Annotated in this window: 23 protein-coding genes and 1 pseudogene; 11 read left to right on the top strand and 13 right to left on the bottom strand. The window is 69.7% G+C overall.

Annotated elements, in window-relative coordinates; all coding sequences use genetic code 11:
* Positions 1 to 5 precede the first annotated feature (5 nt).
* The gene (locus NG1_RS30650) at positions 6 to 1457 is read left to right on the top strand and encodes an RNB domain-containing ribonuclease (RefSeq protein ID WP_174315420.1); all 1452 of its coding nucleotides are present in this window, start codon (positions 6 to 8) and stop codon (positions 1455 to 1457) included.
* 16 nt (positions 1458 to 1473) lie between these two features.
* Here NG1_RS30650 and NG1_RS38595 read toward each other — a convergent pair whose 3' ends face one another.
* From NG1_RS38595 to panB, 5 genes and pseudogenes are all read right to left on the bottom strand, one after another.
* A complete protein-coding gene (locus NG1_RS38595) occupies positions 1474 to 2334 on the bottom strand; it encodes a CHAD domain-containing protein (protein WP_168434114.1) in 861 nt (286 codons plus the stop codon).
* 21 nt (positions 2335 to 2355) lie between these two features.
* Positions 2356 to 3303, bottom strand: a pseudogene (gene pip / locus NG1_RS38590) (prolyl aminopeptidase); the annotation flags it as partial.
* 13 nt (positions 3304 to 3316) lie between these two features.
* On the bottom strand, positions 3317 to 3766 hold the full coding sequence (locus NG1_RS30640; protein ID WP_062976650.1) for a hypothetical protein: 450 nt from the start codon (positions 3764 to 3766) through the stop codon (positions 3317 to 3319).
* Positions 3767 to 3857: 91 nt separating this feature from the next.
* A complete protein-coding gene (locus NG1_RS30635; protein WP_062976648.1) occupies positions 3858 to 4655 on the bottom strand; it encodes a phosphotransferase in 798 nt (265 codons plus the stop codon).
* 77 nt (positions 4656 to 4732) lie between these two features.
* The gene (panB, locus tag NG1_RS30630; protein ID WP_062976669.1) at positions 4733 to 5590 is read right to left on the bottom strand and encodes a 3-methyl-2-oxobutanoate hydroxymethyltransferase; all 858 of its coding nucleotides are present in this window, start codon (positions 5588 to 5590) and stop codon (positions 4733 to 4735) included.
* Positions 5591 to 5772: 182 nt separating this feature from the next.
* On the opposite strand from panB, the gene NG1_RS30625 reads away from it, so the two are divergent.
* The 3 genes from NG1_RS30625 (at position 5773) to NG1_RS30615 (ending at position 11940) form a co-directional block, all read left to right on the top strand.
* Positions 5773 to 7317, top strand: coding sequence for an alpha/beta hydrolase (locus tag NG1_RS30625; RefSeq protein WP_084499319.1), 1545 nt, complete (start codon positions 5773 to 5775; stop codon positions 7315 to 7317).
* A gap of 165 nt (positions 7318 to 7482) precedes the next feature.
* The gene (locus tag NG1_RS30620) at positions 7483 to 8820 is read left to right on the top strand and encodes a glutamine synthetase family protein (protein ID WP_062976646.1); all 1338 of its coding nucleotides are present in this window, start codon (positions 7483 to 7485) and stop codon (positions 8818 to 8820) included.
* 57 nt (positions 8821 to 8877) lie between these two features.
* The gene (locus tag NG1_RS30615) at positions 8878 to 11940 is read left to right on the top strand and encodes a bifunctional [glutamine synthetase] adenylyltransferase/[glutamine synthetase]-adenylyl-L-tyrosine phosphorylase (RefSeq protein ID WP_062976644.1); all 3063 of its coding nucleotides are present in this window, start codon (positions 8878 to 8880) and stop codon (positions 11938 to 11940) included.
* Positions 11941 to 11973: 33 nt separating this feature from the next.
* On the opposite strand, the gene NG1_RS30610 is transcribed toward NG1_RS30615, so the two are convergent.
* The gene (locus NG1_RS30610; protein WP_040865767.1) at positions 11974 to 12309 is read right to left on the bottom strand and encodes a winged helix-turn-helix transcriptional regulator; all 336 of its coding nucleotides are present in this window, start codon (positions 12307 to 12309) and stop codon (positions 11974 to 11976) included.
* Between the two features lie 106 nt (positions 12310 to 12415).
* Between NG1_RS30610 and NG1_RS30605 the strand changes: the two genes are divergently transcribed.
* The gene (locus tag NG1_RS30605; protein ID WP_062976642.1) at positions 12416 to 12742 is read left to right on the top strand and encodes a YciI family protein; all 327 of its coding nucleotides are present in this window, start codon (positions 12416 to 12418) and stop codon (positions 12740 to 12742) included.
* A 2-nt stretch (positions 12743 to 12744) separates the two neighbouring features.
* On the top strand, positions 12745 to 13392 hold the full coding sequence (locus NG1_RS30600; RefSeq protein ID WP_062976641.1) for a cysteine hydrolase family protein: 648 nt from the start codon (positions 12745 to 12747) through the stop codon (positions 13390 to 13392).
* A 76-nt stretch (positions 13393 to 13468) separates the two neighbouring features.
* On the opposite strand, the gene NG1_RS30595 is transcribed toward NG1_RS30600, so the two are convergent.
* On the bottom strand, positions 13469 to 13858 hold the full coding sequence (locus NG1_RS30595; RefSeq protein ID WP_157114332.1) for a hypothetical protein: 390 nt from the start codon (positions 13856 to 13858) through the stop codon (positions 13469 to 13471).
* A 47-nt stretch (positions 13859 to 13905) separates the two neighbouring features.
* Between NG1_RS30595 and NG1_RS30590 the strand changes: the two genes are divergently transcribed.
* Together NG1_RS30590 and NG1_RS30585 are read left to right on the top strand one after the other, a co-directional pair.
* A complete protein-coding gene (locus tag NG1_RS30590) occupies positions 13906 to 14850 on the top strand; it encodes an endonuclease/exonuclease/phosphatase family protein (RefSeq protein WP_063910480.1) in 945 nt (314 codons plus the stop codon).
* A gap of 151 nt (positions 14851 to 15001) precedes the next feature.
* Entirely contained in the window at positions 15002 to 16441 is a 1440-nt protein-coding gene (locus NG1_RS30585) for a neutral zinc metallopeptidase (RefSeq protein ID WP_062976635.1), read from the top strand.
* 3 nt (positions 16442 to 16444) lie between these two features.
* Here NG1_RS30585 and NG1_RS30580 read toward each other — a convergent pair whose 3' ends face one another.
* The 5 genes from NG1_RS30580 to NG1_RS37195 all read right to left on the bottom strand — a co-directional run bounded on the left by NG1_RS30580 (position 16445) and on the right by NG1_RS37195 (position 21086).
* A complete protein-coding gene (locus NG1_RS30580; protein ID WP_040865773.1) occupies positions 16445 to 16897 on the bottom strand; it encodes a 6,7-dimethyl-8-ribityllumazine synthase in 453 nt (150 codons plus the stop codon).
* 9 nt (positions 16898 to 16906) lie between these two features.
* Positions 16907 to 17794: an alpha/beta hydrolase gene (locus NG1_RS30575; RefSeq protein ID WP_062976633.1), complete on the bottom strand. Its 888-nt coding sequence runs from the start codon at positions 17792 to 17794 to the stop codon at positions 16907 to 16909.
* Positions 17791 to 19161, bottom strand: coding sequence for a M20 family peptidase (locus NG1_RS30570; RefSeq protein ID WP_062976629.1), 1371 nt, complete (start codon positions 19159 to 19161; stop codon positions 17791 to 17793). The genes NG1_RS30575 and NG1_RS30570 overlap by 4 nt, the downstream gene beginning before the upstream one ends.
* A complete protein-coding gene (locus NG1_RS30565; protein WP_062976627.1) occupies positions 19158 to 20822 on the bottom strand; it encodes a CocE/NonD family hydrolase in 1665 nt (554 codons plus the stop codon). Before NG1_RS30565 ends, NG1_RS30570 begins: the two co-directional genes overlap by 4 nt.
* Before the next feature lie 126 nt (positions 20823 to 20948).
* Positions 20949 to 21086 (bottom strand): hypothetical protein, encoded by a 138-nt coding sequence (locus NG1_RS37195; RefSeq protein WP_157114331.1) that lies wholly within the window; start codon positions 21084 to 21086, stop codon positions 20949 to 20951.
* Positions 21087 to 21499: 413 nt separating this feature from the next.
* Between NG1_RS37195 and NG1_RS30560 the strand changes: the two genes are divergently transcribed.
* Both NG1_RS30560 and NG1_RS30555 read left to right on the top strand, forming a co-directional pair.
* A complete protein-coding gene (locus tag NG1_RS30560; RefSeq protein ID WP_062976625.1) occupies positions 21500 to 21943 on the top strand; it encodes a TY-Chap domain-containing protein in 444 nt (147 codons plus the stop codon).
* 61 nt (positions 21944 to 22004) lie between these two features.
* Positions 22005 to 22739 carry a DUF4191 domain-containing protein gene (locus tag NG1_RS30555; RefSeq protein WP_040865776.1) on the top strand — a complete coding sequence of 245 codons (735 nt, stop codon included), beginning with the start codon at positions 22005 to 22007 and terminating at the stop codon, positions 22737 to 22739.
* A 62-nt stretch (positions 22740 to 22801) separates the two neighbouring features.
* Here the strand turns inward: NG1_RS30555 and NG1_RS30550 are convergent, their stop codons facing one another.
* Entirely contained in the window at positions 22802 to 23257 is a 456-nt protein-coding gene (locus NG1_RS30550; RefSeq protein ID WP_062976623.1) for an RDD family protein, read from the bottom strand.
* A gap of 251 nt (positions 23258 to 23508) precedes the next feature.
* On the opposite strand from NG1_RS30550, the gene glnA reads away from it, so the two are divergent.
* Positions 23509 to 24945, top strand: a complete 1437-nt coding sequence (glnA, locus tag NG1_RS30545) for a type I glutamate--ammonia ligase (protein ID WP_062976621.1) — start codon at positions 23509 to 23511, stop codon at positions 24943 to 24945.
* Positions 24946 to 25102 lie beyond the last annotated feature (157 nt).

Raw genomic sequence — 25102 nt, 5'->3', positions numbered from 1 at the left:
TCAGCGTGGAACTCCACCCGCGGATCGTGTCGGCGCCGGTCGATTTCGGCGCCATACGTTCCGAGTTCGGCCTGGCCTCGGCGTACCCCGCCGAGGCCAGCGCGGAAGCCCGCGACGCGGTGGACGCGTTCGCGGGCATCCGGGTCGATCGCACGGACATCCCGTTCGTGACGATCGACCCGCCCGGGGCCATGGATCTGGATCAGGCCCTGCACATCGAACGCACCTCCGGCGGCTTCATCGTGCATTACGCCATCGCCGATGTAGGCGCCGTGATCACCCCCGACGGCGCGCTGGCCGAAGAGTCCGGCGCCAGGGGACAGACCTTCTATCTTCCCGACGGCACCGTGCCGCTGCACCCGCCCGCCTTGTCGGAAGGCTCCGCGAGCCTGCTTCCCGAGCGGACGCGCCCGGCCGCGCTGTGGACCGTCGAACTCGACGAGCAGGCCGAACCGGTGCGGTTCTCGGTGGTCCGTGCCCTGGTGCGCTCGCGGGCCCGGTTCGACTACTTCCGCGTGCAGGCCGACGCCCAGGCCGGTCGGCTGCACCCCTCCATCGCGGCCCTGCCGGATTTCGGCACGCGGCGCATCGAGGCCGGGCTGGCGCGCGGCGCGATCGGGCTGCGGTTGCCCGCGCAAGCCGTGGTCGAGGACGAGCACGCCGACGGGCACTGGCGGCTGGTGGTGGAACCGCGCACCGCCGCCGACGACTGGAACGAACAGGTCTCGCTGCTGACGGGCATATGCGCGGCGCGGATCATGCTGGACGCGGACGCGCCCGCCACGGAGCGGCTCGCGCTGCTGCGCACCATGCCGCCACCGTCGGAATCCGCGATCGATTCGATGCGCCGCACCGCGCAGGCGCTGGGCGTGGCGTGGTCCGACGGCGAATCGGTCGGGCGGATGCTGGCCGGGCTGGATACCCGCACGCCCGCGGCACTGGTCCTCATGTCCGAGGCGACAACGCTGCTGCGCGGCGCCTCCTACACCGTGGTCGACGGGGTGTCAGGTGAACCGCCCGCGCCGGAAAATCTGCGGCACAGTGCGATCGGCGCCCCGTACGCGCATGTCACCGCCCCGCTGCGGCGGTTGTCGGACCGGTTCACGACCGAGATCTGCCTGGCCAGGTGCGCGGGAACCGAGGTGCCGCGCTGGGTGCGCGAGGGGCTGGCGGGCGCGGCCGACGCCATGCGGCGCAGCGACAACGTCGCGGGCAAGATCGAACGGGCCTGTATCGACCTGACCGAGTCGAGCCTGCTGGCGCCGCGGACCGGCGCGGAGTTCGACGCCGTGGTGGTGCGCGAGGCCAACGGCAACCGGCCCGCCGTGGTCTTCGTTCCCGACCCGCCGGTGCTCGGGCCGTGCGTGGGGAATCCGCCGGAAGGCAAGACGGTGCGGGTGCGGCTGCTGTCGGCCGACCCGGTGGAGCGGAAAGTGTCGTTCGAGTACCCGGCGTGAAGCGCCGGGAGTCCGCTTATCCGAACAGCGTGGCGGCGGTGGCCGGATAGCGGCTCAGCTCGCGACCTGCCGCCGCGTCCTCCGCGGCCGCGAGAATCTCGTAGAGACCGGCATCCTCGCCCGCGGCGGCGGCCTCGGCCGCGCGGTGCAGGATCGCCTCGTGCGACTCCACCGCGTCCCGATGATCGCCGAGCACGGTCTGGAGCTTCTTCGCACGGCTGCCGCGCTCGGCGGCCTCGTCCCCGATCACCTGCTCCGCCGCCTCACACGCGTACCGCAGCCGCTTGGCGCTCTTGCGGATGTCGTGCAGCAACTCCACCCGGTGCAGCGGGTCGACGGTGGCCTCGGCGCGGACCAGGGACTGCACCCGGTCGAGGTCGCGCCGCAGCACCTCTCCGAAGACGTCCGTCGCGGACGCGGCGGCGCGGGAGTGGCGCAGCGGCGGATCGGTGCGCCACCCGGACAGTTCGTCGCGCAGCTCGCGGTAGCGCGCGCCGTCCAGCGCGGCCAGCACCTCGTCGTGCGCCGCACGATAGCGATCGCGCTCGGTGTCGACCAGACGCTCGGTTACGGCGTCGAGGCCGGCCCGCTCGGCATGCTCGGTGAGCAATTCGGCGAACCGGTCGGCGCGCACCTCCGCGTCTCGCGCCGCGCCGAGCAATCCGGCCAGCCACTTGAGTTCCGCGCCCATCGCTGCGGCGGGTTTCTTCGTGAGCAGTCGGCCGTAGGACCGCAGCACGCTGCGCAGCCTGCGGGTGGCCACCCGCATCTGATGGACCGAATCCGGTGCGTCGGCGCGGACCTCGGGCTCGGCGGCCAAGAGCCGGTCGATGTCCTCGCGCAACGCGTCGACCAGTGCGTTCCCGGCCGTGACCACCGGGCGGACCCCTGCTTTCGCGAATCGGTCGGTCGCTTCGATCAGGTGATGGGTGATCCCGGGTTCGCTCGCCGCGTGCCCGGCGTCGTCGACGATGTGCAGGACCGAGCCGGGCCAGGCGCGATGCAGATCCCACGCGCTGACCGCCGGGCAGACGATGTCGTGACGGCCCTGCACGATCACGGCGGGAATGTGGGTGATGGCGCCGATATCGCGCAGCAGCTGGCCCTCGTCGAGGAATCCGCCGTTGCGGAAGTAATGGTTCTCGATGCGCGCGAACGCGAGGGCGAATCGGGGATCCGACGTCTCGGCCACCCGATCCGGATGCGGCAGCAGCGAACTCGTCGCGCCCTCCCAGCTGGACCAGGCGATCGCGGCCGTGCGGGCGAGCTGCTCGTCGGGTGCGTGCAGCAGGCGGTGGTAGACCTCGACAAGGTCGCCGTCGCGTTCGTCCTCGGGCACCGGCGCGAGGAACTTCTCCCACTCGTCGGGATAGACGTAGCCGGCGGCGCCGTTGTAGTACCAGTCGATTTCCTTGCGCCGCAACAGGAAGATCCCGCGCAGCACCATTTCGGTGACGCGGTCGGGATGCCGCTGCGCGTAGGCCAGCGCGAGCGTGGACCCCCACGAGCCGCCGAACACCTGCCAGCGATCGATGCCGAGATGTTCGCGCAACGCCTCGATATCGGAGATCAGATGGCCGGTGGTGTTGTACTCCAGACTCGCGCCGTCGGCCAGGTGCGGGGTGGATCGGCCGCACCCGCGCTGGTCGAACAGCACGATCCGATAGGCGGCCGGATCGAAGAACTGCCGATGGAACGGCGCGGTCCCGCCGCCGGGGCCACCGTGCAGGAACACCACCGGCTTGCCCTGCGGGTTGCCGCTGACTTCCCAGTACACCGACTGGCCGTCGCCGACCGCCAGCATGCCGGAGTCGTACGGCTCGATCGCGGGATAGCGGGTGCGCATCCGACCGCCCGGCTCAGAACGCCAGACCGGAGGCCAGATCCGGGATGCCGAGTGCCTCCACGGCCTGCTGACGCACGTCCGGGCAGCTCTTGGTGGTGAGGCGGTCGACGATCGGTTTGTCGGCCAGCACCGCGCCGTTGATGCCGCCGTTGCGCAGCGCCCACTCGTGCACCAGGGCGTTGAGCCCGATCTTGCCCAGGGTGCCGCCCTGGATTCGCCAGTTGGACAGCTCCGGCCGGATCATGTCGCACAGCTGGGCCGCGGCCGCGTCGGAGATCTCCGGGGCCGTCGGCGTGACGCGGCCGGAAGTCGCGCCCGGCGCGCCGGTGGCCGACACCGTGGTCGAACTCGAGCTGCCGGTGGGGGCCGTGTCCGAGTCGCTGCCGCAAGCGGTCAACGCCCCGGCGGCGAATACGCCCGCCACCAGCAGGGTGCTGCGTGAAATCCAACGGCTGTACGGCATGGGTACCTCTGGTCGTGTCGGTAATGTCGGCATCGAGTCTGCCATTGATTTCGGCGACCGGCCCGAACCGGCCGTTTTCGGTGGGAATAGGTCAGCGGAAGTGCGCGCGGAGCTCGTCGAGCAGATCCTGGCGTACCCGATCGAAGGCCGGCTCGGCGCTTTCCACGGTCCGCCACGGATGCAGGGCGACCAATGGAGCCAGGCGGTCGGCCGCGGCGATCTCGGCCTCGGATACGTCCCCCGCCTGTCGCCAGCGGGCGAAATACTCCGCGCGATAGGGACTGTGCAGCACGCGGTGGGACAGGAACGGGTGGGTGATCACGGCATCGCCCCAGTCGAAGAGCAGGCCGGGCCCCGCACCACGCGCGAAGACGTTGCCCGGGTGCAGATCGTTGTGCTCGATGCCGAGCAGGCCGGATGCGGTCAGCACGGTGGCGGCCGCTTCGATGCCGCCGCCGAGCCCCGGCACGCGCGGCTCGAAATGGCGGTAGACGCTGATCAATTCGCCCGGCGGCAAGTACGGTGTGCCGGTGGCGCGCAGGTCTTCCACGTGCGTGCCGAGCGAGCGCTGGAGATCGGCATAGTGGCGGATCAAAGCGGGCCATCCTGCGTCGAAGCCGTCGGCGGTGGCGCCGCCGTCCGGGCTGAGCAGCCAGCCGTTGTCCGGGTGCACCGCGAGCGGTTCCAGCACGCTGCCGGGACGCAGGTGGGCCAGCAGACGCAACAGCGGTCCCTCGTGGGCGAAGGCGCGCGCGTTGGCCTTCACCCACATCGGACCGGCATCGGTGGGAATACGGGCGAGTAGCGACCATGCTCGCCGCTTGGTCTCCACCGCGATGCCGGTGACTTCGACGCCGTGGGCGCGCAGGATGGTGCGCGCCCAGCTCACCAGGGGTTCCAGCGGTTGGCCGAGCAGCGTGCGGGGTGCGTGCGCTGCCCGGCCGGTGCCGGCCTGGGAATCGCCGGTCAGAAGCTGTGTTCCGGCCCTGGAAAGCTGCCCCGGCGCACTTCGTCGGCGTAGGCCGCGGCGGCGGCCCGCAATTCGTCACCGACGTTGCCGAAGCGCTTGACGAATTTCGCGGTCTTGCCGCTGGTGTAGCCGGCCATGTCCTGCCAGACCAGCACCTGCGCGTCGGTGTCCGCGCCCGCGCCGATGCCGACGGTGGGAATGGTCAGTTTGCGGGTGACCTGCCCCGCCAGCTCGGCCGGGACCATCTCCATGACCACGGAGAACGCGCCCGCCTCCTGGACCGCGATGGCGTCGGCGATCAGTTGCTCGGCGCCGTCGCCGCGGCCCTGCACCCGGAATCCGCCCAGCGTGTTCACGCTCTGCGGGGTGAAGCCGATGTGCGCCATGACCGGGATGCCCGCCGCGCTGATGAGCGCGATCTGCTCGGCGACGCGCTCGCCGCCTTCCAGCTTCACCGCGTGCGCCCCGCCCTCCTTCATGAACCGGGTCGCGGTGGCCAGCGCCTGCTGCGGGGAGGACTCGTAGGTGCCGAACGGCAGGTCGGCCACCACCAGGGCGTGCGGCGCGCCGCGCACCACGCCGCGCACCAGCGGGATGAGTTCGTCCACGGTGATCGGCACGGTGGTGTCGTAGCCGTACACGACATTGGCCGCGGAGTCGCCCACCAGCAGAACCGGAATGCCTGCTTCTTCGAAAAGCCGCGCCGAGGAATAGTCGTAGGCGGTCAGCATCGCCCAGCGTTCGCCGTCGGCTTTCATCTGCTGCAAGTGGTGCACCCGAGTCTTGCGCACGACCTTCGCGGTCTTGCCGGGCACCGCACCGTAGGCAGGGGTTTCCGAATCGGATACGGACATCATCGTCCCTTTCGTCTGTGTCGCCTCGGGGCCCGTCCGGGTCCCCGGGATTGTTTGACGAGAACCAGTGTGCCACTCGCCACCGAGACGGATTAAGGCCGATGACCGGTGCAATTGGTCACAGCGCGGGTCGGGTTCGCCCGGGGCGGTGCCCGCGGCGGCTCGATGGCAATATCGAGGGCATGTCGACGGTGCGAAGTGGGCGCGGAGCGTTCCCGGTGGCGGTGCTGGCCTCGGTCGCTGTCCTGATGTCGGGGTGCGCCGTCACCCGCACCGAATCGGGGCAGCCGACGACGGCGCCGCCCACTGGCCTGGAGAAGTTCTACGGGCAGACGGTGCAGTGGGGCGACTGCACCGGATTCGGCGGCCCCGACGACCGGCTCCCGCCGAGCACCGAGTGCGCGCGGGTCACCGTGCCGGTGGACTACGCGGCGCCCGACGGACCGACCGCGCAGATCGCGGTCTCCCGGATCCGGGCGACCGGGCGGCGGGTCGGTTCGCTGGTGATGAACCCGGGCGGGCCGGGGGAGTCCGGCCTCGGCCTGTCGTCGCTGGGTAACAAGACGGAGTTGGCCGAGCGCTTCGACCGGGTCGGTTTCGACCCGCGCGGTGTCGGCTCCTCCACCCCCGTGATCGTCTGCCAGACGCCGCAGGAGCAGGATGCCGAGCGCGCCGAGCCGGAGGAGGACTACACCCCGTCCGGTATCGCCGACGCGGAGGCCGACAACCGCCGGTACGCCGACCGTTGCGCCGAACGCACCGGAAAGGACTTCCTCGCCCATGTCGGCACCCGCGAGGTCGTCCAAGACCTCGACGTCATGCGCGCCGCGCTGGGCGACGCGAAGCTGACCTACGTGGGGTACTCCTACGGCACCAAGATCGGTTCGGCCTACGCGGAGAAGTTTCCCGACCGGGTGCGCGCGATGGTGCTGGACGGCGCCATCGACTCCTCCCAGGACCCGGTGCAGGAGTCGCTGCGGCAGGCGGCGGGCTTCCAGAAGGTGTTCGACGCCTACGCCGCGGACTGTGCGCAGCAGCCGGACTGCCCGCTGGGCGCCGATCCGGCGCAGGCGGTGCCGCGGTTCCGCGCGCTGGTGAACCCGCTGTGGGACAAGCCCGCGCAGACCACCGATCCGCGCGGGCTGACCTACGGTGACGCGCTCACCGGCGTGCGCCAGGCGCTCTACACCGACGAGTTGTGGAAGGTGCTCACGCTGGGGCTGTCGGAGTTGCGCGACGGGCGCGGCGATACGTTGCTGGCGCTGGCCGACCTCTACGACGGCCGCCGCGACGACGGCAGCTACGCCAACACCACCGACGCGTTCAACGCGATTCGCTGCGTGGACGATCCGCGCGTCACCGATCGCGAGGTGACCGGACGCCAGGACGCGCAATACCGCAAAGCGGCCCCGTTCCTGGACGACGGCCACGCCACCGGCGCCGCGCCGCTGGAGTTGTGCACCGCCTGGCCGGTGCCGAACACGAGCGAACCGCACCGCATCTCCGTGCCCGGGCTGCCGAAGACGGTGGTGGTCTCGACGACCGAGGATCCGGCGACGCCGTACCAGGCCGGAGTCGACCTGGCCGGGCAGCTGGGCGCCGCGCTGATCACCTACCAGGGCAACCGGCACACGGTGGCGCTGGCAGGCGGCGTGCCCTGCGTGGACGACGCGGTCATCGCCTATCTGGTCGACCTGACCGAACCCGCTCCCGGTCTTACCTGCTGAGCCGGGCGGGCGCGGTTGCTGGTCGGTGACATCGTCCGGCCCGGTCCGGAGAAAACTCACAAACGGGACGATCCGGTTGTGCGGAGTCTTCCGAAAACATCCAGCTCAGCAATCTTAAGCGTGTATGTAACACAGATTTAACGCCGGATGCTTACGCTCGCGGGCATGGATCGCCAGAAGGAATTCGTGCTGCGGACGCTCGAAGAGCGGGACATCCGCTTCGTACGTCTCTGGTTCACCGACGTCTTGGGCTACCTGAAGTCCGTCGCGATCGCGCCCGCCGAACTGGAAGGCGCGTTCGAAGAGGGTATCGGCTTCGACGGCTCGGCCATCGAGGGCTTCGCCCGGGTCTCCGAGGCCGACATGGTCGCCCGGCCCGATCCGTCGACCTTCCAGGTGCTGCCCTGGGCCACCAGCAAAGGCCACCAGCACTCCGCGCGCATGTTCTGCGACATCACCATGCCGGACGGCTCGCCGTCCTGGGCCGACCCGCGCCACGTGCTGCGCCGCCAGCTGAACAAGGCGGGCGACGTCGGCTTCAGCTGCTACGTGCACCCCGAGATCGAGTTCTTCCTGCTGGAGAACGGTCCGCACGGCGGCGTGCCGGTGCCCGCCGACAGCGGCGGCTTCTTCGACCAGGCCGTGCACGATTCGGCGCCGAACTTCCGCCGCCACGCCATCGACGCGCTGGAGTCCATGGGCATCTCCGTGGAGTTCAGCCACCACGAGGGCGCTCCCGGCCAGCAGGAGATCGACCTGCGCTACGCCGACGCGCTGTCCATGGCCGACAACGTGATGACCTTCCGCTACCTGATCAAGGAAGTGGCCATCGACGAGGGCGTGCGCGCGACCTTCATGCCCAAGCCGTTCGCCGAATACCCGGGCTCGGCGATGCACACGCACATGAGCCTGTTCGAGGGCGAGACCAACGCCTTCCACGACCCGGACGACCCGATGAACCTGTCGGAGACGGCACGCGCGTTCATCGCGGGCATCCTCGAGCACGCGCCGGAGATCAGCGCGGTCACCAACCAGTGGGTGAACTCCTACAAGCGCCTCATCCACGGCGGCGAGGCTCCCACCGCCGCCTCGTGGGGCCGGTCCAACCGCTCGGCCCTGGTGCGCGTGCCGATGTACACGCCGAACAAGTCGTCCTCGCGCCGCGTCGAGATCCGCAGCCCCGATTCCGCGTGCAACCCCTACCTGACCTTCGCCGTGCTGCTCGCGGCCGGTTTGCGGGGCATCGAGAAGGGCTACACGCTGCCGCCGGAGGCGGAGGACGACGTGTTCGCGTTGACCGTCGCGGAGCGGCGCGCGATGGGCTTCCGGGAGCTGCCGGGCACGCTGGACGAGGCGCTGCAGGCGATGGAGCGCTCCGAACTGGTCGCCGAGACGCTCGGCGAGCACGTGTTCGACTTCTTCCTGCGCAACAAGCGCCGGGAGTGGGCGGATTACCGCAGCCAGGTCACGCCGTTCGAGCTCAAGGAATACCTGGGGTTGTGATCCGGGCGATGTCCGGGGGCGGCGTGCCCCCGGTCGCGGCCATGTAATTTGAGAACCATGGTCCGGCCCCCGTCTGCGCGCTCCGCCGTCCCCGGTGTCGGCCGGCTCGGATTGCTCGAGCCGTCCGCCGCCGCGTCGCTGCGCGAATTGGGCTGGGACAACGTCGAGAGCATTCCCGTGCTGTGGGCACTGTCCCGCGCGCCGGACGCCGACCTCGCGTTGAGCACGCTGATGCGGTTGCGCGAGAGTATCGCCGACGGCTGGGACGCCATCGATTCGGCGATCCGCACCGATAGCTCCCTGCGGGGCAGGCTGTTCGCGCTGCTCGGCTCGTCCAGCGCGATGGGCGATCATCTCGTGGCGGCGCCGTCGGCGTGGGAGGTCTTGCGTCGCAAGGAGTTACCCGACCGCGACGAACTGATCGCCGACCTGCTCGCGGTGGTCGAGGCCGAGCCCGCGCAAGGACCCCGCGCAGCCGAGACGGCGTCGCATCGCGACTCGATCGCGGGTGGCGGTCGGGAGGCGGGCGAGCTGCTGTTTCGCGCCGGGCTCTCGGGACCCGATGTGGTGGCGTCGTTGCGCAAGCGGTACCGCGACCAGTTGATGCTGCTGGCCGCGCTGGATCTGGCGGCAACGGTGGAGAACGAGCCCGTGCTGCCCTACCAGGTGGTCGGCCGTCACCTCACCGACCTGGCCGATGCCGCCCTGACCGCGGCGCTGGCGGTCGCGGTGGCGCGGGTCTGCAAGGACGAGCCGGTGCCGGTGCGGTTGGGCGTGATCGCGATGGGCAAGTGCGGCGCGCGCGAGCTGAACTATGTCAGCGACGTCGACGTGGTGTTCGTCGCCGAGCCCGCCGACGCCACCGCCACGCGCTTGGCCGCGGAGATGATGAGCGTAGCGAGCCAGGCGTTCTTCGAGGTCGACGCGGCGCTGCGCCCGGAGGGCAAAGCCGGTGCCCTGGTGCGAACGCTGGATTCGCACATCGCCTACTACAAGCGGTGGGCCCGCACCTGGGAGTTCCAGGCGCTGTTGAAGAACCGTCCGGCCACGGGTGATCTCGCGCTCGGCGAGCAGTACCGTGCCGCGCTGATGCCGATGGTGTGGTCGGCGTCGGAGCGTCCCGATTTCGTCGCCGACGTCCAGGCGATGCGCCGCCGCGTGGAAGATCTGGTGCCCGCCGATCTGCGCGAACGCGAACTCAAGCTCGGGCGCGGCAGCCTCCGGGACGTCGAGTTCGCCGTGCAGCTCCTGCAATTGGTGCACGGGCGGGTGGACGAGACACTGCACGTGCAGGGCACCGTCGAGGCGCTCGGCGCGCTGGCCGCGGGAGGATACGTCGGCCGCGACGACGCGGCCAATCTCACCGCGTCCTACGAATTCCTGCGGCTGCTGGAGCACCGGCTGCAACTCCAGCGGCTGCGTCGCACCCATACGCTGCCCGCCGCCGACGACGAGGAGGGCATGCGCTGGCTGGCCCGTGCCGCGCACATCCGCCCCGACGGCAGGCAGGACGCGGTGGGCGTGCTGGACAGCGAGATCCGCCGGAACGCGGTGCGCGTCCGGCGATTACACGCCAAGCTGTTCTACCGGCCGCTGCTGGAGTCGGTGGCGCGACTGGACTCCGCCGCGCTGCGCCTGAGCCCCGAGGCCGCTATCCGGCAGCTGGCCGCGCTCGGTTACGCGGCGCCCGAACACGCCCTCGGCCACCTCAAGGCGCTGACCGGCGGTGTGTCCCGCAAAGGCCGCATCCAAGCCCTGTTGCTGCCGACACTGCTGGAATGGCTCGGCGACACACCGAATCCCGATGCGGGCCTTCTGGCCTACCGCCGCGTGTCGGAGGGGCTGGCCGATCAGATCTGGTTCCTGCGCGAACTCCGCGACGAGGGCGCGATCGCGCAGCGGCTCATGATCGTGCTCGGCTCCTCGGAGTATCTGCCCGATCTGCTGATCAACGCGCCCGAGACGATCCGGATGTACGCCGACGGGCCCGGTGGTCCGCTGCTGCTCGGCCCACAGCCCGACGAGGTGGCTCGCGGCATCCTCACCGCCGCCGCGCGCTACGACGACCCGAAACGCGCGGTAGCCGCGGCGCGTTCGCTGCGCAGGCACGAACTCGCGCGGGTGGCGTCGGCCGATCTGCTCGGCATGCTCGAAGTGCCGCAGGTGTGCCGGGCGTTGTCGTCGGTGTGGGTCGCGGTGCTCGATGCGTCGTTGCTCGCGGTGATCCGGGCGAGTGAGGCGGAGCGGGGTGCGCCCGCGCCCGCCGACATCGCGGTGATCGGCATGGGCAGGCTCGGCGGCATGGAACTCGGCTACGGCTCGGACGCGGACGTGCTGTTCGTCTGCGACCCGCGGCCGGGGGAGGACGAGACCAAGGCCGTCAAATGGGCGATCGGGGTGGCCGACCGGGTGCAGCAGCTGCTCGGTGCGCCGAGCACCGACCCGCCGCTGCACGTGGACGCCGGGTTGCGTCCGGAGGGGCGCAACGGCGCGCTGGTGCGCACGCTGGCCGCCTACGCCGCGTACTACGAGCAGTGGGCCCAGCCCTGGGAGGTGCAGGCGCTGCTGCGCGCCAACCAGGTGGCCGGTGACGAGGAACTCGGGGTGCGATTCCTGCACGTCATCGACAAGGTGCGGTACCCGGCGGGCGGGGTGTCGGCCGAGGCGGTGCGCGAGATCCGGCGGATCAAGGCCAGGGTGGACGCCGAGCGGCTGCCCCGCGGCGCCGATCCTGCCACGCACACCAAGCTGGGACGCGGGGGGCTGGCCGACATCGAGTGGACGGTCCAGCTCGTGCAGCTGCGGCATGCCCACGAGGTGCCAGGTCTGCACAACACCTCCACGCTCGAAGCGCTGGACGTGATCGAGCAGACCGGCCTGCTGGACGGGCAGGACGTGGCGCTGCTGCGCGACGCGTGGCTGACCGCCACCAACGCCCGCAACGCCTTGGTGCTGGTGCGCGGCAAGCCGACCGATCAGCTTCCGGGGCCCGGCCGCCTCCTATCCGCCGTCGCACGCGTCGCGGGGTGGCCCAACGACGACGGCAGCGAATTCCTCGATCACTACATGCGCGTCACCCGGCGTGCCAAGGCCGTCGTCGAACGAGTCTTCGGTGCGTGAGCGGCTCCCGCGCGGGCTCTCAATCGGCCGGTGTCACGAACCGAGGGTGAGGCCGGTGCGGGCCGCGCGTTGTTCGCCCCAGTCGTAGAGCGCGGTGAGGACGGGCACGAGGGTGTGGCCTTCGTCGGTGAGGGTGTATTCGACCTGCGGCGGCACCGTGTCGAAGACGGTACGCCGGACCAGGCCGTCGGATTCCAGTTCGCGCAATTGCTGGACCAGCATCTTCTCGCTGGTCGTCGGCATCCGCCTGCGCAGCTCGCCGTAGCGGTGCACGCCCTCCTTCAGGTGAGCGAGGATCACCGGCTTCCACTTGCCGCCGATCAGGTCGACGGTCACCTCCACGGCGCAGTGGTAGCGCTTGTCGGGCACATGTCCTCCGGGTACTCACTGAAAAGTGCGTTCTTGTAACACTGTAATCATCACGATTCCATGGATGCCGTTCAGAGGAACCATCGCGGACATGGAGTGAAATTCTATGAAGGTCATCGTTTTCGACCGATTCAAGCCCGGCGTCACACTGGAGACGATCAACCCCTATCTGCCCGAGGAGGTCGCCAACGTGTGGCGGCTGTGGAAGGCGGGCATCGTCCGGGAGAACTACGCCCGCGCCGACGAGCCCGGCGTGGTCATCGTCTTCGAGGTCGACAGCGTCGAGCAGGCGCGCGAGTACGTCGCGGACTTCCCGCTGACCAAGGCCGGGTACCTGGAGTGGACCTACGTGCCGGTGCAGGCGCCGCTGCCGCTGGAGGCGCTGATGGACCCGGCCGTCGACGTCGCCGAGCCCTACGACCGGACCGCGTGAGCATGCGACACGCCTTCGGCCTGAGCATCCCGGGGACCGTAGCCGAGGCCTGCGATCCCGCGCGGATGGCGCTGCTCATCTACGACATGCAGGTCGGCATCGTGCGGCAGATCCCGGAGGGCGAGAAGATCGTGCGCGCCTGCGTGCGACTGCGCGACGCCGCGCGGGCGGGCGGTTTCCGCGTCTTCTACACCCGGCACATGTCGCTACCGGTCGCGGCCTCGGGCGTCGCCCAGTTGCGCACCGCCATGTCCTGGCAGCGCGTGGACGACCCCGCCGAGCTGCGCTCCAGCTTCCCGCAGGGCTCCGCGCAGTTCCAGCTGGTACCCGAGCTGACGCCCGGGCCGGACGAGGTGGTGTTCGACAAGATCACCATGTCGGCGTTCGCGGCGACCCCGCTGGATTTCGCGCTGCGCGACTGCGGCATCGACACCTACGCCGTGGCGGGCATCGCCATGGAGGTCGGCATCGAGCCGACCGTCCGGCACAGCCTCGATCTGGGTTATCTGCCGATCGTCGTCACCGACGCGTGCGGTGCCGGGCATCCGGAAGCGGCCGAAAGATCGTTTGCCACATTGCGATTCGCGGGTGGCTCGCTCACAACGGACACCGCTGTACTCATCGAGTCGATGAGTCGGCCCTCCCGCTGACGCCGTCGAACCGCTGCGCGCCGCCCGCCGGTCCAGGTTCGTGGCCGTAAGCTCGCTCGCCCGGTCGCATTTCGGCTCATCGTTGCCTGTGGGTGAGTCCGCCTTGCGGTCGGGTGCTCGCAGCACCGGTCAAGGACTGGAAACGGTCGACGAACTGGCGGATCGCCGACCGGTCCTCGTCACCGAGCCCGTTCGCGGCCGTGACGGTGACCATGGTGCCGGAGTCGATTCGCAGGACGTCCCAGGCCACCGGCAGGACGGGCGCGTGCACGCTGCGCCCGTTACCGCTGACCGTGATGGACGAACGGCAGACACCCGGAATCCAGGCCAGCTCATGGGCGATCTCGGCCGTGAGCGGCCCCTGCGCGGGAAATTCCTCGACGTACATCCTCGACCTCGTCACGTCGCCGACGGTGGTGAGCCAGTGTAGCCGGGCCGGAATCCGCTCGGACCACACAGAACGCACACCTGCGCTCCGTCGCGTCTTCGCGGAGCTTGCCTAGGCTCGACCACATGCGTGAATGGATGGGCCGGGCATTGCTCGGTGTGGGGTGGTGCGCTGTCGCTGCGGGCGCCATCGGACTGGTGCTGCATTTCGGCGCGTGGCAGCGGCGCGGGCTGGTGCTGCTCGCCTCGGGGGCGACGTACTTGATGATCGGCGCCATCGCGGGTGTGGTGCTGCTGCTGATCGCGCGTGGGTGGCGCAGTGCGGCCGCCGCCGGGGTGCTGGCGGCGGCCGTGCTGTGGACGCTGGTGCCCGCGTTCGTACCGGAAGGGCGGGCCGCGAACGGCCCACAACTCAGCGTCATGCAGTCGAATCTGCTGTTCGGCGGCGCCGATCCGGCCGCTGTGGTGCGCGCGGTGCGGGACAACCACGTCGACGTGCTGACGGTCGACGAACTGACCGATGCCGCGGTCGAGCGGCTGGGGGACGCGGGCCTGCTCGGCGAATTGCCCTATCACTACACCGAGCCCACCCGCGACGGCGGTGGCGGCACAGGCATCTACAGCCGATACCCGCTGCGGGACAACAGAAAGTACGACGGCTACATCCTCAACAATGTCTCCGCGACGATGGATCATCCCGAGCGCGGGCCGATCACCGTCTTCGCGTTCCATCCCGTTCCGCCGCCGTTCGATTTCCCGGCGTGGCAAGCGGAAATGCGCAGAACCCGCGAAATCCTCGACGCGCATCGAGGTCCCGCCATCGTGGGCGCCGACTTCAACGCGACTCGCGACCACGCGGCCTACCGTGACCTCTTGCGCGGCCGCTTCGCCTCGGCCGCCGACCAGACCGGCGCCGGCCTGCTGCCCACCTTTCCCGAGGACCGCGTCTGGGGCCCGGTGATCGGTATCGATCACATCCTCCTGGCCGACGCCACCGCCGAGGAGTTGCGGACGCTCTCCATCCCCGGCTCGGATCATCGAGCGCTGGTCTCTCGCATCCGCCTGCGCTGACCGGGAGCTCGCACCCACCTGCGCGAAGACGTTGCGGGCCTTGCGAAGCCGGCGACGATCGTGGCCGCCATGATGCGCGAAGCCGGTTCGCGGCGATTACGATGTGAGCGCTCGGCGGGCCCGAGACGCGGTACTCGGGGAGGCGAGTTCGATGACGAAGAACAGGCGATTCGGCGCGGTGGCCGTGCTCGCGGTGGTGACCGCCGTGCTCGCCGGTTGCGCAGCGGGAACGAATGATCGTGCGGCGCAGCATGTCTCGCCGCCCGTCGACACCTGGGAGCTGGCCGGATCCATGACGGCCGCCGGCCCCAACGGCCCGCGCAAGGGCGTGGCGGACGCGCCGCTCACGGCGGAGAACGGCGACGGCGGCGCCATGGACAAGCTGGCCCTCAATGCCATCGCCGACGTTCAGGACTTCTGGGCCGCCGAGTACCCCGAGTACTTCCCCGGCACGCTCGAGCCGGTGACCAGGTACATCTCCTGGGACGCCAAGGCGCCGAAGGCCCAGTCGGTCAAGTTCTGCAAGTCCGACACCTACCAGGTGGTGAACGCCGCCTACTGCGGCGGCGACCACACCATCGGGTGGGATCGGGGCGTCCTGCTGCCGAAACTGGTGCAGAAGTACGGCGAGATGGCGGTGGTGATGGTGCTGGCCCACGAGTACGGGCACGCCATCCAAGGGCAGGCGAAGCTGGCGGGTCTGCTGACCCCGCCGCTCGTGCAGGAACAGCAGGCCGATTGCCTCGCCGGTGTCTTCCTGCGCCACGTAGCCGAGGGGAATTCGGCGCACTTCGCGCTCAACACCACCGACGGCCTCAACGCCGTGCTCGGCGCCACGGTGGCCGTGCGCGACCGGGACCCGAACGATCCGGAGAATGTGCACGGCTCGGCCTTCGAGCGGGTGACCGCGGTGCAGATCGGCTATACCGACGGCGCCGACGGATGCAAGAAGATCTCCAGGAAGGAGATCGCGCAGCGCCGCGGCAATCTGCCCACCACCTTCGAGCCCGGCGAGGAGCAGGCCCAGCTCCCGGTGGATGCCGCCGCGCTGACCAGTCTCGGCCAGGCGCTGACCGGGATCTTCCCGGTTACGCGGCCGCCGCAATTCGACTACTCCGGTGTCGGTCGCGGCTGCTCGGACGTCACCGTCACCCGGCCGGTGTCGTACTGCCCTGCCGCCAACCGGATCGGCACCGACGTCCCCGCCCTGGCTCGGCGTGGCGGACCGATGGCGGGCGACGACCCGCTGTCGGCGGTGGTGGACGGCGACTACAACGCGTTCGTCGTCTTCGTGTCGCGGTATGTGCTCGCGGTGCAACAGGATCGCAAGCTGTCGCTGACCGGCGCGGAGACGGCCGGTCTGCGCACCGCCTGCCTCAGCGGCGTGGTGACCACCATGCTGAGCCGGCCGGGCAGCGATCCGCACCTGTCCGCGGGCGATCTGGACGAAGCGGTCTCCGGCCTGCTCGCCGACGGCGCGGCGGCCGCCGATGTGAACGGCAAGGTCGTGCCGAGCGGCTACCAGCGGCTGGAAGCTTTCCGCACCGGCGTCCTGGACGGCGAGAGCGCCTGCCTGGCCCGGTTCCGGTAGGCGCTACACCGGCAGCGACCGCAGCGAGCTGAGCGTGCCCGCCAGCGCGCGGGCCGCCTCGGCGCCCTTGGTCAGGAAGTGCTCGGTGAAGTAAGTGACGTGCTCGCTGTGCTCGTGGAAGTGGTGCGGGGTGAGCACGACCGAGAACACCGGCACGTCGGTGTCCAGCTGCACTCGCATCAGCCCGTCGATCACCGCCGACGCCACGAAGTCGTGCCGGTAGATGCCGCCGTCCACCACCAGCGCGGACGCGACGATCGCCGCGTACCGGCCGGAGTGCGCGAGGCGCTTGGCGTGCAGCGGGATCTCGAAGGCGCCCGGCACCTCGTAGACGTCGATGCCTGCGGGATCGAAACCGAGATCGGTGTATTCGGTGCGGAAGCCCTCGTAGGCCTTGCCGACTATCGAGCTGTGCCAGCTGGCGCGGATGAACGCGATGGATCCGGTTGTACTCATGTCGAGATACTACTTTCCGGTAAGGTGCGCTTCCAGCCAGCCGACCACGTCGTCGAGGACCTTCTGCTGCTCGGGCTCGTTGAACACCTCGTGGTACAGGCCCTCGTAGCGGATCACCGTGAGATCCTCCGACCCCGCGCCCCGCTCGATGAGATCGGAGCTGGACGGCGCGGCGATCGCGTCGGCGGTGCCGTGCAGCACCAGCACCGGCACGGTGAGCCGCGCCAGTCGCTGCTTGACCGAATCCGTCGCGCTCAGCATCTCGGCGCCGGTGCGGGCGGGCAGCTTGCCCCGGTAGACCAGCGGATCGCTGTCGTAGGCCGCGACCACCGCCGGGTCGCGGCTGATCTGCGACGAATCCAGCTTCAGCACACCGAGATTCGGAGTGAACCGGCTCAACACCGGTGCCAGCCCGCGCTGCACCGGATTGCCCACCGGGATGTCCAGCGGCGGGGCGGACAGCACGATGCCCGCGACGTCGATCGGCTCGCGGGTGGCCAGAGACAGGGTGATCAGGCTGCCCATCGAGTGCGCGACCACGAAGCGCGGCACGCCGGGCTGCGCACGGCTCGCGATGGCCAGCATGGCGGCGACGTTGTCGGCGGCAGCCGCCATGGAGCCGATGTTGGCCTTGCCGCCCGCGGACTTCCCGTGCCCGATGTGGTCGAGGGCGTAGACCGCGAAACCCGCGCCGACCAGCCGCCGGCCGACGTGGGTGTAGCGGCCGGAATGCTCGGCCACGCCGTGCACCAGGACGATCACGCCCCGCGCGGCGCCCTCCGGCAGCCACGCGCGCCAGGCGACCGCGCCGTCCGCTCCGTCGAACTCACCGGACTCGGTGCGGATCGCGGGCGGCTCGGTGGGCGTGGCGTCGCCCGCCGTCGGCTCGGTCGTCATGCCTGGGCTCCTGACGTTTCTGGCGCGCCGACCGTCGCGAAATGCTCGATCAGCCGCCGGTTGAACTCGATGAGTCGAGCGTAGTTGACGCGGGAGAGGCGCTCGTCGGTTCCGTGGATAGAGGCCAGATCGCCCGCTTCCAGCACGATCGGCGCGAAATTGCACCGGGTGCCCGCCAAGTCGTCGTAGTGCCTGGAGTCGGTCGCGCCGGGAACGATGCCGGTGGTCACCGCGATACCGGGGACGACGGCACGGGCGATACCGGCGATCAGCTCGAAGGAGGGGCCGGCCCCCGTGATCCGCGACGGCTCCGACGACATACCGATCAGCTCGAAATCGATCCCTTTGTCGCGCACCACTTTCCGGCAGTGCGCAAGCACCGAGGCGACAGTGTCGCCGGGCAGGATGCGGAAGTTCACCATGGCCTCGGCCCGCTGGGGCAGCACATTCGCCCGCACGCCGCCGCGGATCACCGTCGGCGCCGTGGTGGTGCGCACCATCGCCTCGGTCTGTGGCTGGGCCGCCATCACCCGGGTGATCACCGGCGCGGCGACGCCCGCCAGGCCGAGCAGCCGCCGCCGCGGGCCCGGCATGACCTGGCGCATCCTGGCCAGCATGTCCGCGATCACCGGCGTCAGGCGCAGTGGCATCGGATTGTCCTGGATGCGGGCCACGGCTCGCGCGATCCGGCCGACCGCCGTCTGCTTGCCCGGCATGGACGAATGCCCGCCCACCTCGGTGACCGACAACCGCACCGTCGCGTAGCCCTTCTCGCCGAGCATGACCGTCGCCACCGGCTGGCGCACGCCGTCGACGATGCCCGAGGTGATCACCCCGCCCTCGTCCAGCAGCAGATCCGCGCGCACGCCCGCCTGTCGCAGGTGGTCGGCCATCCGCTCGGCGCCGTCGCCGCCGAAGACCTCCTCGTCGTGCCCGAAGGCCAGGTACACAGTGTGCCGGGGCCGCAGGCCCGCGGCGAGCGCCGACTCGACCGCCTCCAGGATGGCCAGCACCCGGCTCTTGTCGTCGATCGCGCCACGGCCCCAGATGTATTCCTCGTCGACCACGCCGGCGAACGGCGGGTGGGTCCAGCGCTCGAGGTCGTCCACCGGCACTACGTCCTGGTGCGCGAGCAGGATGGCGGCCACCCGGTCCGGTTCGACGCCCGGCCAGCGGTAGAGCCTGCTGTGCGCGAACCGCCGCAGTTCGAGTTCGGCGTGCACCCGGGGGAACGATGCCCGCAGGTGCGCGTCGAGGCGTTCGAACGCCGCGCTGTCGGCGTCACGCGGGTCGTCGGTGGACACCGTCGCGCACCGCAGCGCGGCGGCGAGGCGTTCGGCGGTCAGGTCGTCGACCGGTTCCGTCATCGGTCACCGGTGCGGTCGGGCAGATTCATGGACACCGTTGCATTGTTCAACATGCTCGGGTCCAGGGCGATCGTCTTCTCGTTTCGCCACTTCACGATGCCTTCGGTGAGCCCACCCGGCAGATCGGGACGGCGCGTTCCGGTCAGCAGGGGCAGTTCGATGCGCGCGGACGTCACCGTGACGGAGGCGAAGGCGGGGGAGTGCGACCACACGTCGTCGACCACGTCGGTGACCCGCACGCCGATGCGGTGACCGGCCGCGATCGGCCAATCCTGAGCCAGCAAGCGGACCTCGGCGACGTCGCGGACGGGGGCGATCCCGCGGGTGATCACGGTCGCGCGCAGGTCGGGTGCGATGTCGTAGAGCTCGACCGCGACCGTCGCGCTCGCCGGGCCGCTCAGCCGCAGGGTCGCGGTGGGGATGCCGGACAGGTGCTGGTCCCCGGTCAGCGGCGCGGAGACCGACCACAGTTCCCGGTCGGGCCCGGGTATCAGGCCTCGGTCGGTGTACTCGCCGGTTCGAAGTTCGACCGGGACTCGCCGCGCGTCGGCGGGCGGCCACGCGGTCTCCGCGCGCCAGCGGCCGTCGAATTGGCCGACGGTGATCCGCGGTCCGGGAACCACCACGTCACGACCCGCGACGTGCTTGTCGAAGAACGCGAGCAACTCGGTGTCGAAGTGGGGTGTGCCGCATTTGTCGTGGCAGGTGCGGTGTCCCCACTGACCGAACCAGGCCCGGTGCTCGCCCGGCCCTAGGCCGTTCCACAGGTCGAACACCCGGTAGGCCCGGGTGTTGTAGTCGACGAAGCCCTGACCGAGGAACAGCGGGATCGTGTTGCCGCGCAGTCGCGCGACGAGGTCGCGGTCGCGCCAGAAGGCGCTGCCCGGATCGTGGTCGCCGATCTCGGCCAGGTACTGCCGATAGCACTGCCACGGCAATTGCGTCGCGTTCGCCTGGTATTCGCCGGAGTCCTCCGGGCGCGGTGGGGTCGACGCGATGAGCAGGTGCTCGAGCCCCGCGAAGTCGGCGGGGCGCACACCGCTCTCGGTGATCGGCTTGCCGGAGAACTTCCATGAGACGCCCTGCATGTACAGGTAGGAGTACGGGTCGACGACCGGCTCGAACGCGCCCACCGCGGCGAGACCCTCCGGGGCCGCGGCCGAGCCCATGAGTCCGGTCCATGCTTCGTAGGACGTGCCGAACAACCCGACCTTCCCGGTGGACCAGGGCTGACCCGCCGCCCACTCCACGGCGGCGGCGACATCCGCGCGTTCCCCGGGGCCGCCGAAGTCCGGGCAGCCGTCGGAGCCGCCGAACCCGCGCAGGTCGACGATGACGTAGGTGTAGCCCGCGTTCAGGAACAGTTCGGCGGTGAGATTGTCGGTGGACGGGCCCCCGGTCAGGCGCGGCTCACTCAGGTACGCCAGGTGCGCGCGATACGGGCTGACGGTGAGGATCACCGGTGTGCGCGTGTCGTCGGAGACACCGGCCGGGCGCAGGATGTCCGCGTGCAGCCGGGTGCCGTCCTTGCCGTCGATGAACGTCTGCTTCCACTGAGGCACCGGCAGCGGCTCGGCGGCGGCGGTCACCGGAGTGAACGCGGCCAGCAGCAACAGCAGGCCGCACACGGCACGCGACAGGACGGCTCGTTCGGTCACCATAGGACTATCGAGTGTGCCCGGACAGCCGTCCAGCCCCCGGAACCAGGGTGGTCGCCGGACGGCCGTCCGCCGTTCCCGGGCGGACCGGCATCCGGTGGCCCTTCCGGACGTGCGGCTTCACGGTTGTCACACACGGAGGGCTTCGGCGGTCGTACCGATGACGCCGTGGCCGAACGCGACCGCCATCCGCACATCAGGGCCTGCGAAGGAGTGGACGATGGCGGAGAACGCCGAGCCGGGATATCCGGCGTATGTGCGGACCATTCTCGGATTTCGGAGATTCTCGGCGCGATGGCGATCGCGCCACCACGTATCCGGCTGGTGAAGGAATGGGCTGTGCCGGTGCGTTTTCGAACTCACCGGTGCATTCATCTCGCATATGGGCGCACGGATCGGCGGGCGTCCATCATTTCTACCCGGAATCTTTCGCGGCTCGAGTGGTCGCCTCCTGGGCGTTGCGCCCGGCGAGCGGCAAGCCGAGCGTGCCGGTGTCCGTGCGATACGGGCAGGTCACGTGGGTGGGGGAGGCGCAACGGGATGCGGCGGCGGCGTAATATCGAGGCAGGCCATGGCGAATGGCTATGGCTGGGTCCAACTCATCGGTGGCACAAGGTAATCCATCCGGTGTCCGATGGGGTCGGCGTATGATCATGCCGGTGCGAATACCCGGGGGAAGAATGAACGAGCCGCCCACCGCGGACTGGGAACAGTTCGTGCAAGCGCTGGCGCACTGTCTTTCGGAGTTGCCCTCGCGGGCGACCCTGATCATCGCCGCCCCCGGAAATCGCTATGTCCAATTTGTCCAATACGACATCAAATTGTCCGCTGAACTGGCCGGGAACCATTACCTGAGCAACCCCATACCGGAGCTCGCCGCGCAGGAGTTACGCGCACTGGGCTGGCACGAGCCCGTCGTGCGGCGCGACGCGGACAACTGGACCAGGACCCTGTTCTGGCCCATCGCGCCGAACAGCCTGGTCGAGTTCGCCCGCTCGGTCGTCGTCGGCCTGCGCGACGCCCTCGGGGTGGCGACCCCCGTCGAGTTACGCGCGATGGGCTGGACCGAGGCGTCGGGCGACCTGGATCTCACGGTGCTCGGCCCGATCGCCCGGCGCGGGTAGAACCGACCAGGCCGCTGTCCCACGGCAAAGCCGCGACTACCTGGGCACTATCCTGAGAGACATGGCAGCAGGCAAGCCCACCAAGGAAGCGAAGGCCGCGGCGAAAGCGGCCCGCAAGCAGCAGTCGAGAGAACGCCGCAAACAGCTGTGGCAGGCGTTCCAGATGCAGCGCAAGGAAGACAAGCTGCTGCTGCCGCTGATGATCGGCGCCTTGGTCGGCATCACCGCCGTCTTCGTCGTGATCGGCCTCGTCTTCGGGCTGACCTGGTTCCTGGTTCCGCTGGGCGTGGTGCTGGGGGCGCTGGTGGCGTTCATCATCTTCGGCAGGCGGGTGCAGAAGAGCGTCTACCGCAAGGCCGAGGGCCAGGCGGGCGCCGCGGCCTGGGTGCTGGACAACCTCCAGGGCAAGTGGCGGGTGAGCAACGGCATCGCCGCCACCACCCAGTTGGACGCGGTGCACCGGGTGATCGGCCTGCCCGGCGTGGTGCTGGTCGCCGAAGGCTCCCCGCAACGGGTCAAGTCGCTGCTCGCCCAGGAGAAGAAGCGCACCGCCCGGCTGATCGGCGATACCCCGATCTACGACGTCGTCATCGGGAACGACGAGGGCCAGGTTCCGCTCAAGGACCTGCAGCGCTACCTCACCAAGCTGCCGCGCAACATCGACACCAAGCGGATAGACCTCATCGAAGGCCGGTTGTCCGCCCTCAGCGCGCGCGGCGGGCCCGCCTTGCCGAAGGGGCCGATGCCCGCGGGCGCCAAGATGCGCGGCGTGCAGCGGACCATCCGCCGCCGCTGATCCTGCGACTGTGATCGTCGCTTCAGCCGCGCCGGGTTCGCGCTACCGGCCGAAACCGGCGCTCAGCGCGAACGCACCAGCGCCGTGCCGGTCGCTCGGTCGTGCATGCCGCGCCCGTCGGCGTCGGTGAACAGCGCGGGCACCACGAACAGCAGCAGGACCTGCCTGGCCAGCGCCCGGACGAACCCGACCGGCGCGTCCGCGTCGATGCGCACCGTCCGCAACCGCAGGAAATACTGCCCCGGCGTGAACCCGAACAGCGTGACCGCGCCGACGCCGATGACGAACCAGATGAGCAACGTCACACTCGACGCCGAACTGCCGCGAACGATCAGCGCCGCGATGCCGAGCGCGATCATCCAGTCCACGAACAGGGCGGCGATGCGGCGCCCCATACCGGCCAGCGAGCCCGCCCCGGTCTTCGGCAGGCCGAGTTCGGCACCCGGGAACTCGGGGGTTGCCGGGCCGCCGGAGTCGGCCGGGGGTCCGGAGAGCCAGGAGCCGGTGATGCGTGCCATGCCCCCAGAATAGGCGCGACCGGACCGGCGCCCGGGATCGCATAAGCGGAGTTCAGCGTCGGCGAGCATGTCGGCGGGGGCAGGACTACCATGCAAATCGAGTCCGGGTGGTCATCACCACGCGGCCAGACGCACGTGTAACACCGGCGAAACACATCCTTGACTACGGGGAAACACGGCATCCATAGCGTCTGGTCGCGACGAACCCATGCAAGCGACACTGGCTGGGAACCGATCCGTAAGGAGAACAAGTGACGTTCAGCACGGCCGACGAGGTCATCAAATTCATCGCTGACGAGGACATCGAGTACGTCGACATCCGGTTCAGCGACCTGCCCGGTGTGCAGCAGCACTTCTCGATCCCGGGGAAGGCCTTCACCACCGACCTCGCCGAGGAAGGGCTAGCGTTCGACGGCTCCTCCGTTCGTGGGTTCCAGTCCATCGACGAGTCGGACATGCTCCTGCTGCCCGACTTCTCCACCGCGCGCGTCGACCCGTTCCGCGCCGCCAAGACGCTGAACCTCAACTTCTTCGTGCACGACCCGTTCACCCGTGAGGCCTACTCCCGCGACCCGCGCAACATCGCGCGCAAGGCGGAGGAGTACCTGCGCTCCACCGGTATCGCCGACACCGCGTACTTCGGCGCCGAGGCGGAGTTCTACATCTTCGACTCGATCCGCTACGACTCGTCCATGAACGGCGCCTTCTACGAGATCGAATCGGTCTCCGGTTCCTGGAACACCGGTGCCGAGTTCAACCCGGACGGCACCCTGAACCGCGGCTACAAGGTGCGCAACAAGGGCGGTTACTTCCCCGTCGCGCCGTACGACCACTACGTGGACCTGCGCGACAAGATCGCGACCAACCTGCAGAACGCGGGCTTCGAGCTCGAGCGCGGCCACCACGAGGTCGGCACCGCCGGTCAGGCCGAGATCAACTACAGGTTCAACACCCTGCTCGGCGCGGCCGACGACCTGCAGCTGTTCAAGTACATCGTGAAGAACACCGCGTGGGCCGAGGGCAAGACCGTCACCTTCATGCCGAAGCCCCTCTTCGGTGACAACGGCTCGGGCATGCACGCGCACCAGTCGCTGTGGAAGGACGGCAAGCCGCTGTTCCACGACGAGGCCGGCTACGGTGGCCTGTCCGACATCGCCCGCCACTACATCGGCGGCATCCTGCACCACGCGCCGTCGCTGCTGGCGTTCACCAACCCGACCGTGAACTCCTACCACCGTCTGGTGCCGGGCTACGAGGCCCCCATCAACCTGGTGTACTCGCAGCGCAACCGCTCCGCCGCGGTCCGCATCCCGGTCACCGGCAACAACCCGAAGGCCAAGCGCATCGAGTTCCGCGCACCGGACTCCTCGGGCAACCCGTACCTGGCCTTCGCCGCCATGCTGATGGCGGGCCTGGACGGCATCAAGAAGAAGATCGAGCCGCTGGCCCCGGTCGACAAGGACCTCTACGAGCTCCCGCCGGAGGAGGCCAAGAACATCCCCCAGGCCCCCACCAGCCTGGCGTCGGTCATCGACCGCCTCGAGCAGGACCACGACTACCTCACCGAAGGCAACGTCTTCACCGAGGACCTGATCGAGACCTGGATCACCCTCAAGCGCGAGGGCGAGATCGCCCCGGTGAACCTGCGGCCGCACCCGTACGAGTTCGAGCTGTACTTCGACGTGTAAGCCGTCACCGGTTCGTCGGTAGTAGTAGTCAGCGAGTCCACCTGTTCTGTGACCCTCGGCGGTCGCGAACAGGTGGACTTGTCTGCGTTTCAGGCGTACGCGGGCCTTCCCGGGCATGGGAAGTGTGTCGGGGACCGAGAAGAATGGCCCCGTAGCA

The sequence above is a fragment of the Nocardia gamkensis NBRC 108242 genome, from assembly GCF_001612985.1.
Lineage (GTDB): Bacteria > Actinomycetota > Actinomycetes > Mycobacteriales > Mycobacteriaceae > Nocardia > Nocardia gamkensis.
The sequence above is the reverse complement of the archived record's forward strand: the minus strand, read 5'-3'. Positions and strand labels throughout refer to the sequence as shown.

What these genes read in the sequence shown, in the direction of transcription:
- NG1_RS30640 (WP_062976650.1), bottom strand. Translation starts at nt 3,766, where the DNA reads ATGCCGTACAGCCGTTGGATTTCACGCAGCACCCTGCTGGTGGCGGGC.
- panB (WP_062976669.1), bottom strand. Translation starts at nt 5,590, where the DNA reads ATGTCCGTATCCGATTCGGAAACCCCTGCCTACGGTGCGGTGCCCGGC.
- NG1_RS30625 (WP_084499319.1), top strand. Translation starts at nt 5,773, where the DNA reads ATGTCGACGGTGCGAAGTGGGCGCGGAGCGTTCCCGGTGGCGGTGCTG.
- NG1_RS30620 (WP_062976646.1), top strand. Translation starts at nt 7,483, where the DNA reads ATGGATCGCCAGAAGGAATTCGTGCTGCGGACGCTCGAAGAGCGGGAC.
- NG1_RS30615 (WP_062976644.1), top strand. Translation starts at nt 8,878, where the DNA reads ATGGTCCGGCCCCCGTCTGCGCGCTCCGCCGTCCCCGGTGTCGGCCGG.
- NG1_RS30605 (WP_062976642.1), top strand. Translation starts at nt 12,416, where the DNA reads ATGAAGGTCATCGTTTTCGACCGATTCAAGCCCGGCGTCACACTGGAG.
- NG1_RS30600 (WP_062976641.1), top strand. Translation starts at nt 12,745, where the DNA reads ATGCGACACGCCTTCGGCCTGAGCATCCCGGGGACCGTAGCCGAGGCC.
- NG1_RS30590 (WP_063910480.1), top strand. Translation starts at nt 13,906, where the DNA reads ATGCGTGAATGGATGGGCCGGGCATTGCTCGGTGTGGGGTGGTGCGCT.
- NG1_RS30585 (WP_062976635.1), top strand. Translation starts at nt 15,002, where the DNA reads ATGACGAAGAACAGGCGATTCGGCGCGGTGGCCGTGCTCGCGGTGGTG.
- NG1_RS30580 (WP_040865773.1), bottom strand. Translation starts at nt 16,897, where the DNA reads ATGAGTACAACCGGATCCATCGCGTTCATCCGCGCCAGCTGGCACAGC.
- NG1_RS30575 (WP_062976633.1), bottom strand. Translation starts at nt 17,794, where the DNA reads ATGACGACCGAGCCGACGGCGGGCGACGCCACGCCCACCGAGCCGCCC.
- NG1_RS30570 (WP_062976629.1), bottom strand. Translation starts at nt 19,161, where the DNA reads ATGACGGAACCGGTCGACGACCTGACCGCCGAACGCCTCGCCGCCGCG.
- NG1_RS30565 (WP_062976627.1), bottom strand. Translation starts at nt 20,822, where the DNA reads ATGGTGACCGAACGAGCCGTCCTGTCGCGTGCCGTGTGCGGCCTGCTG.
- NG1_RS37195 (WP_157114331.1), bottom strand. Translation starts at nt 21,086, where the DNA reads ATGGTCCGCACATACGCCGGATATCCCGGCTCGGCGTTCTCCGCCATC.
- NG1_RS30560 (WP_062976625.1), top strand. Translation starts at nt 21,500, where the DNA reads ATGAACGAGCCGCCCACCGCGGACTGGGAACAGTTCGTGCAAGCGCTG.
- NG1_RS30555 (WP_040865776.1), top strand. Translation starts at nt 22,005, where the DNA reads ATGGCAGCAGGCAAGCCCACCAAGGAAGCGAAGGCCGCGGCGAAAGCG.
- NG1_RS30550 (WP_062976623.1), bottom strand. Translation starts at nt 23,257, where the DNA reads ATGGCACGCATCACCGGCTCCTGGCTCTCCGGACCCCCGGCCGACTCC.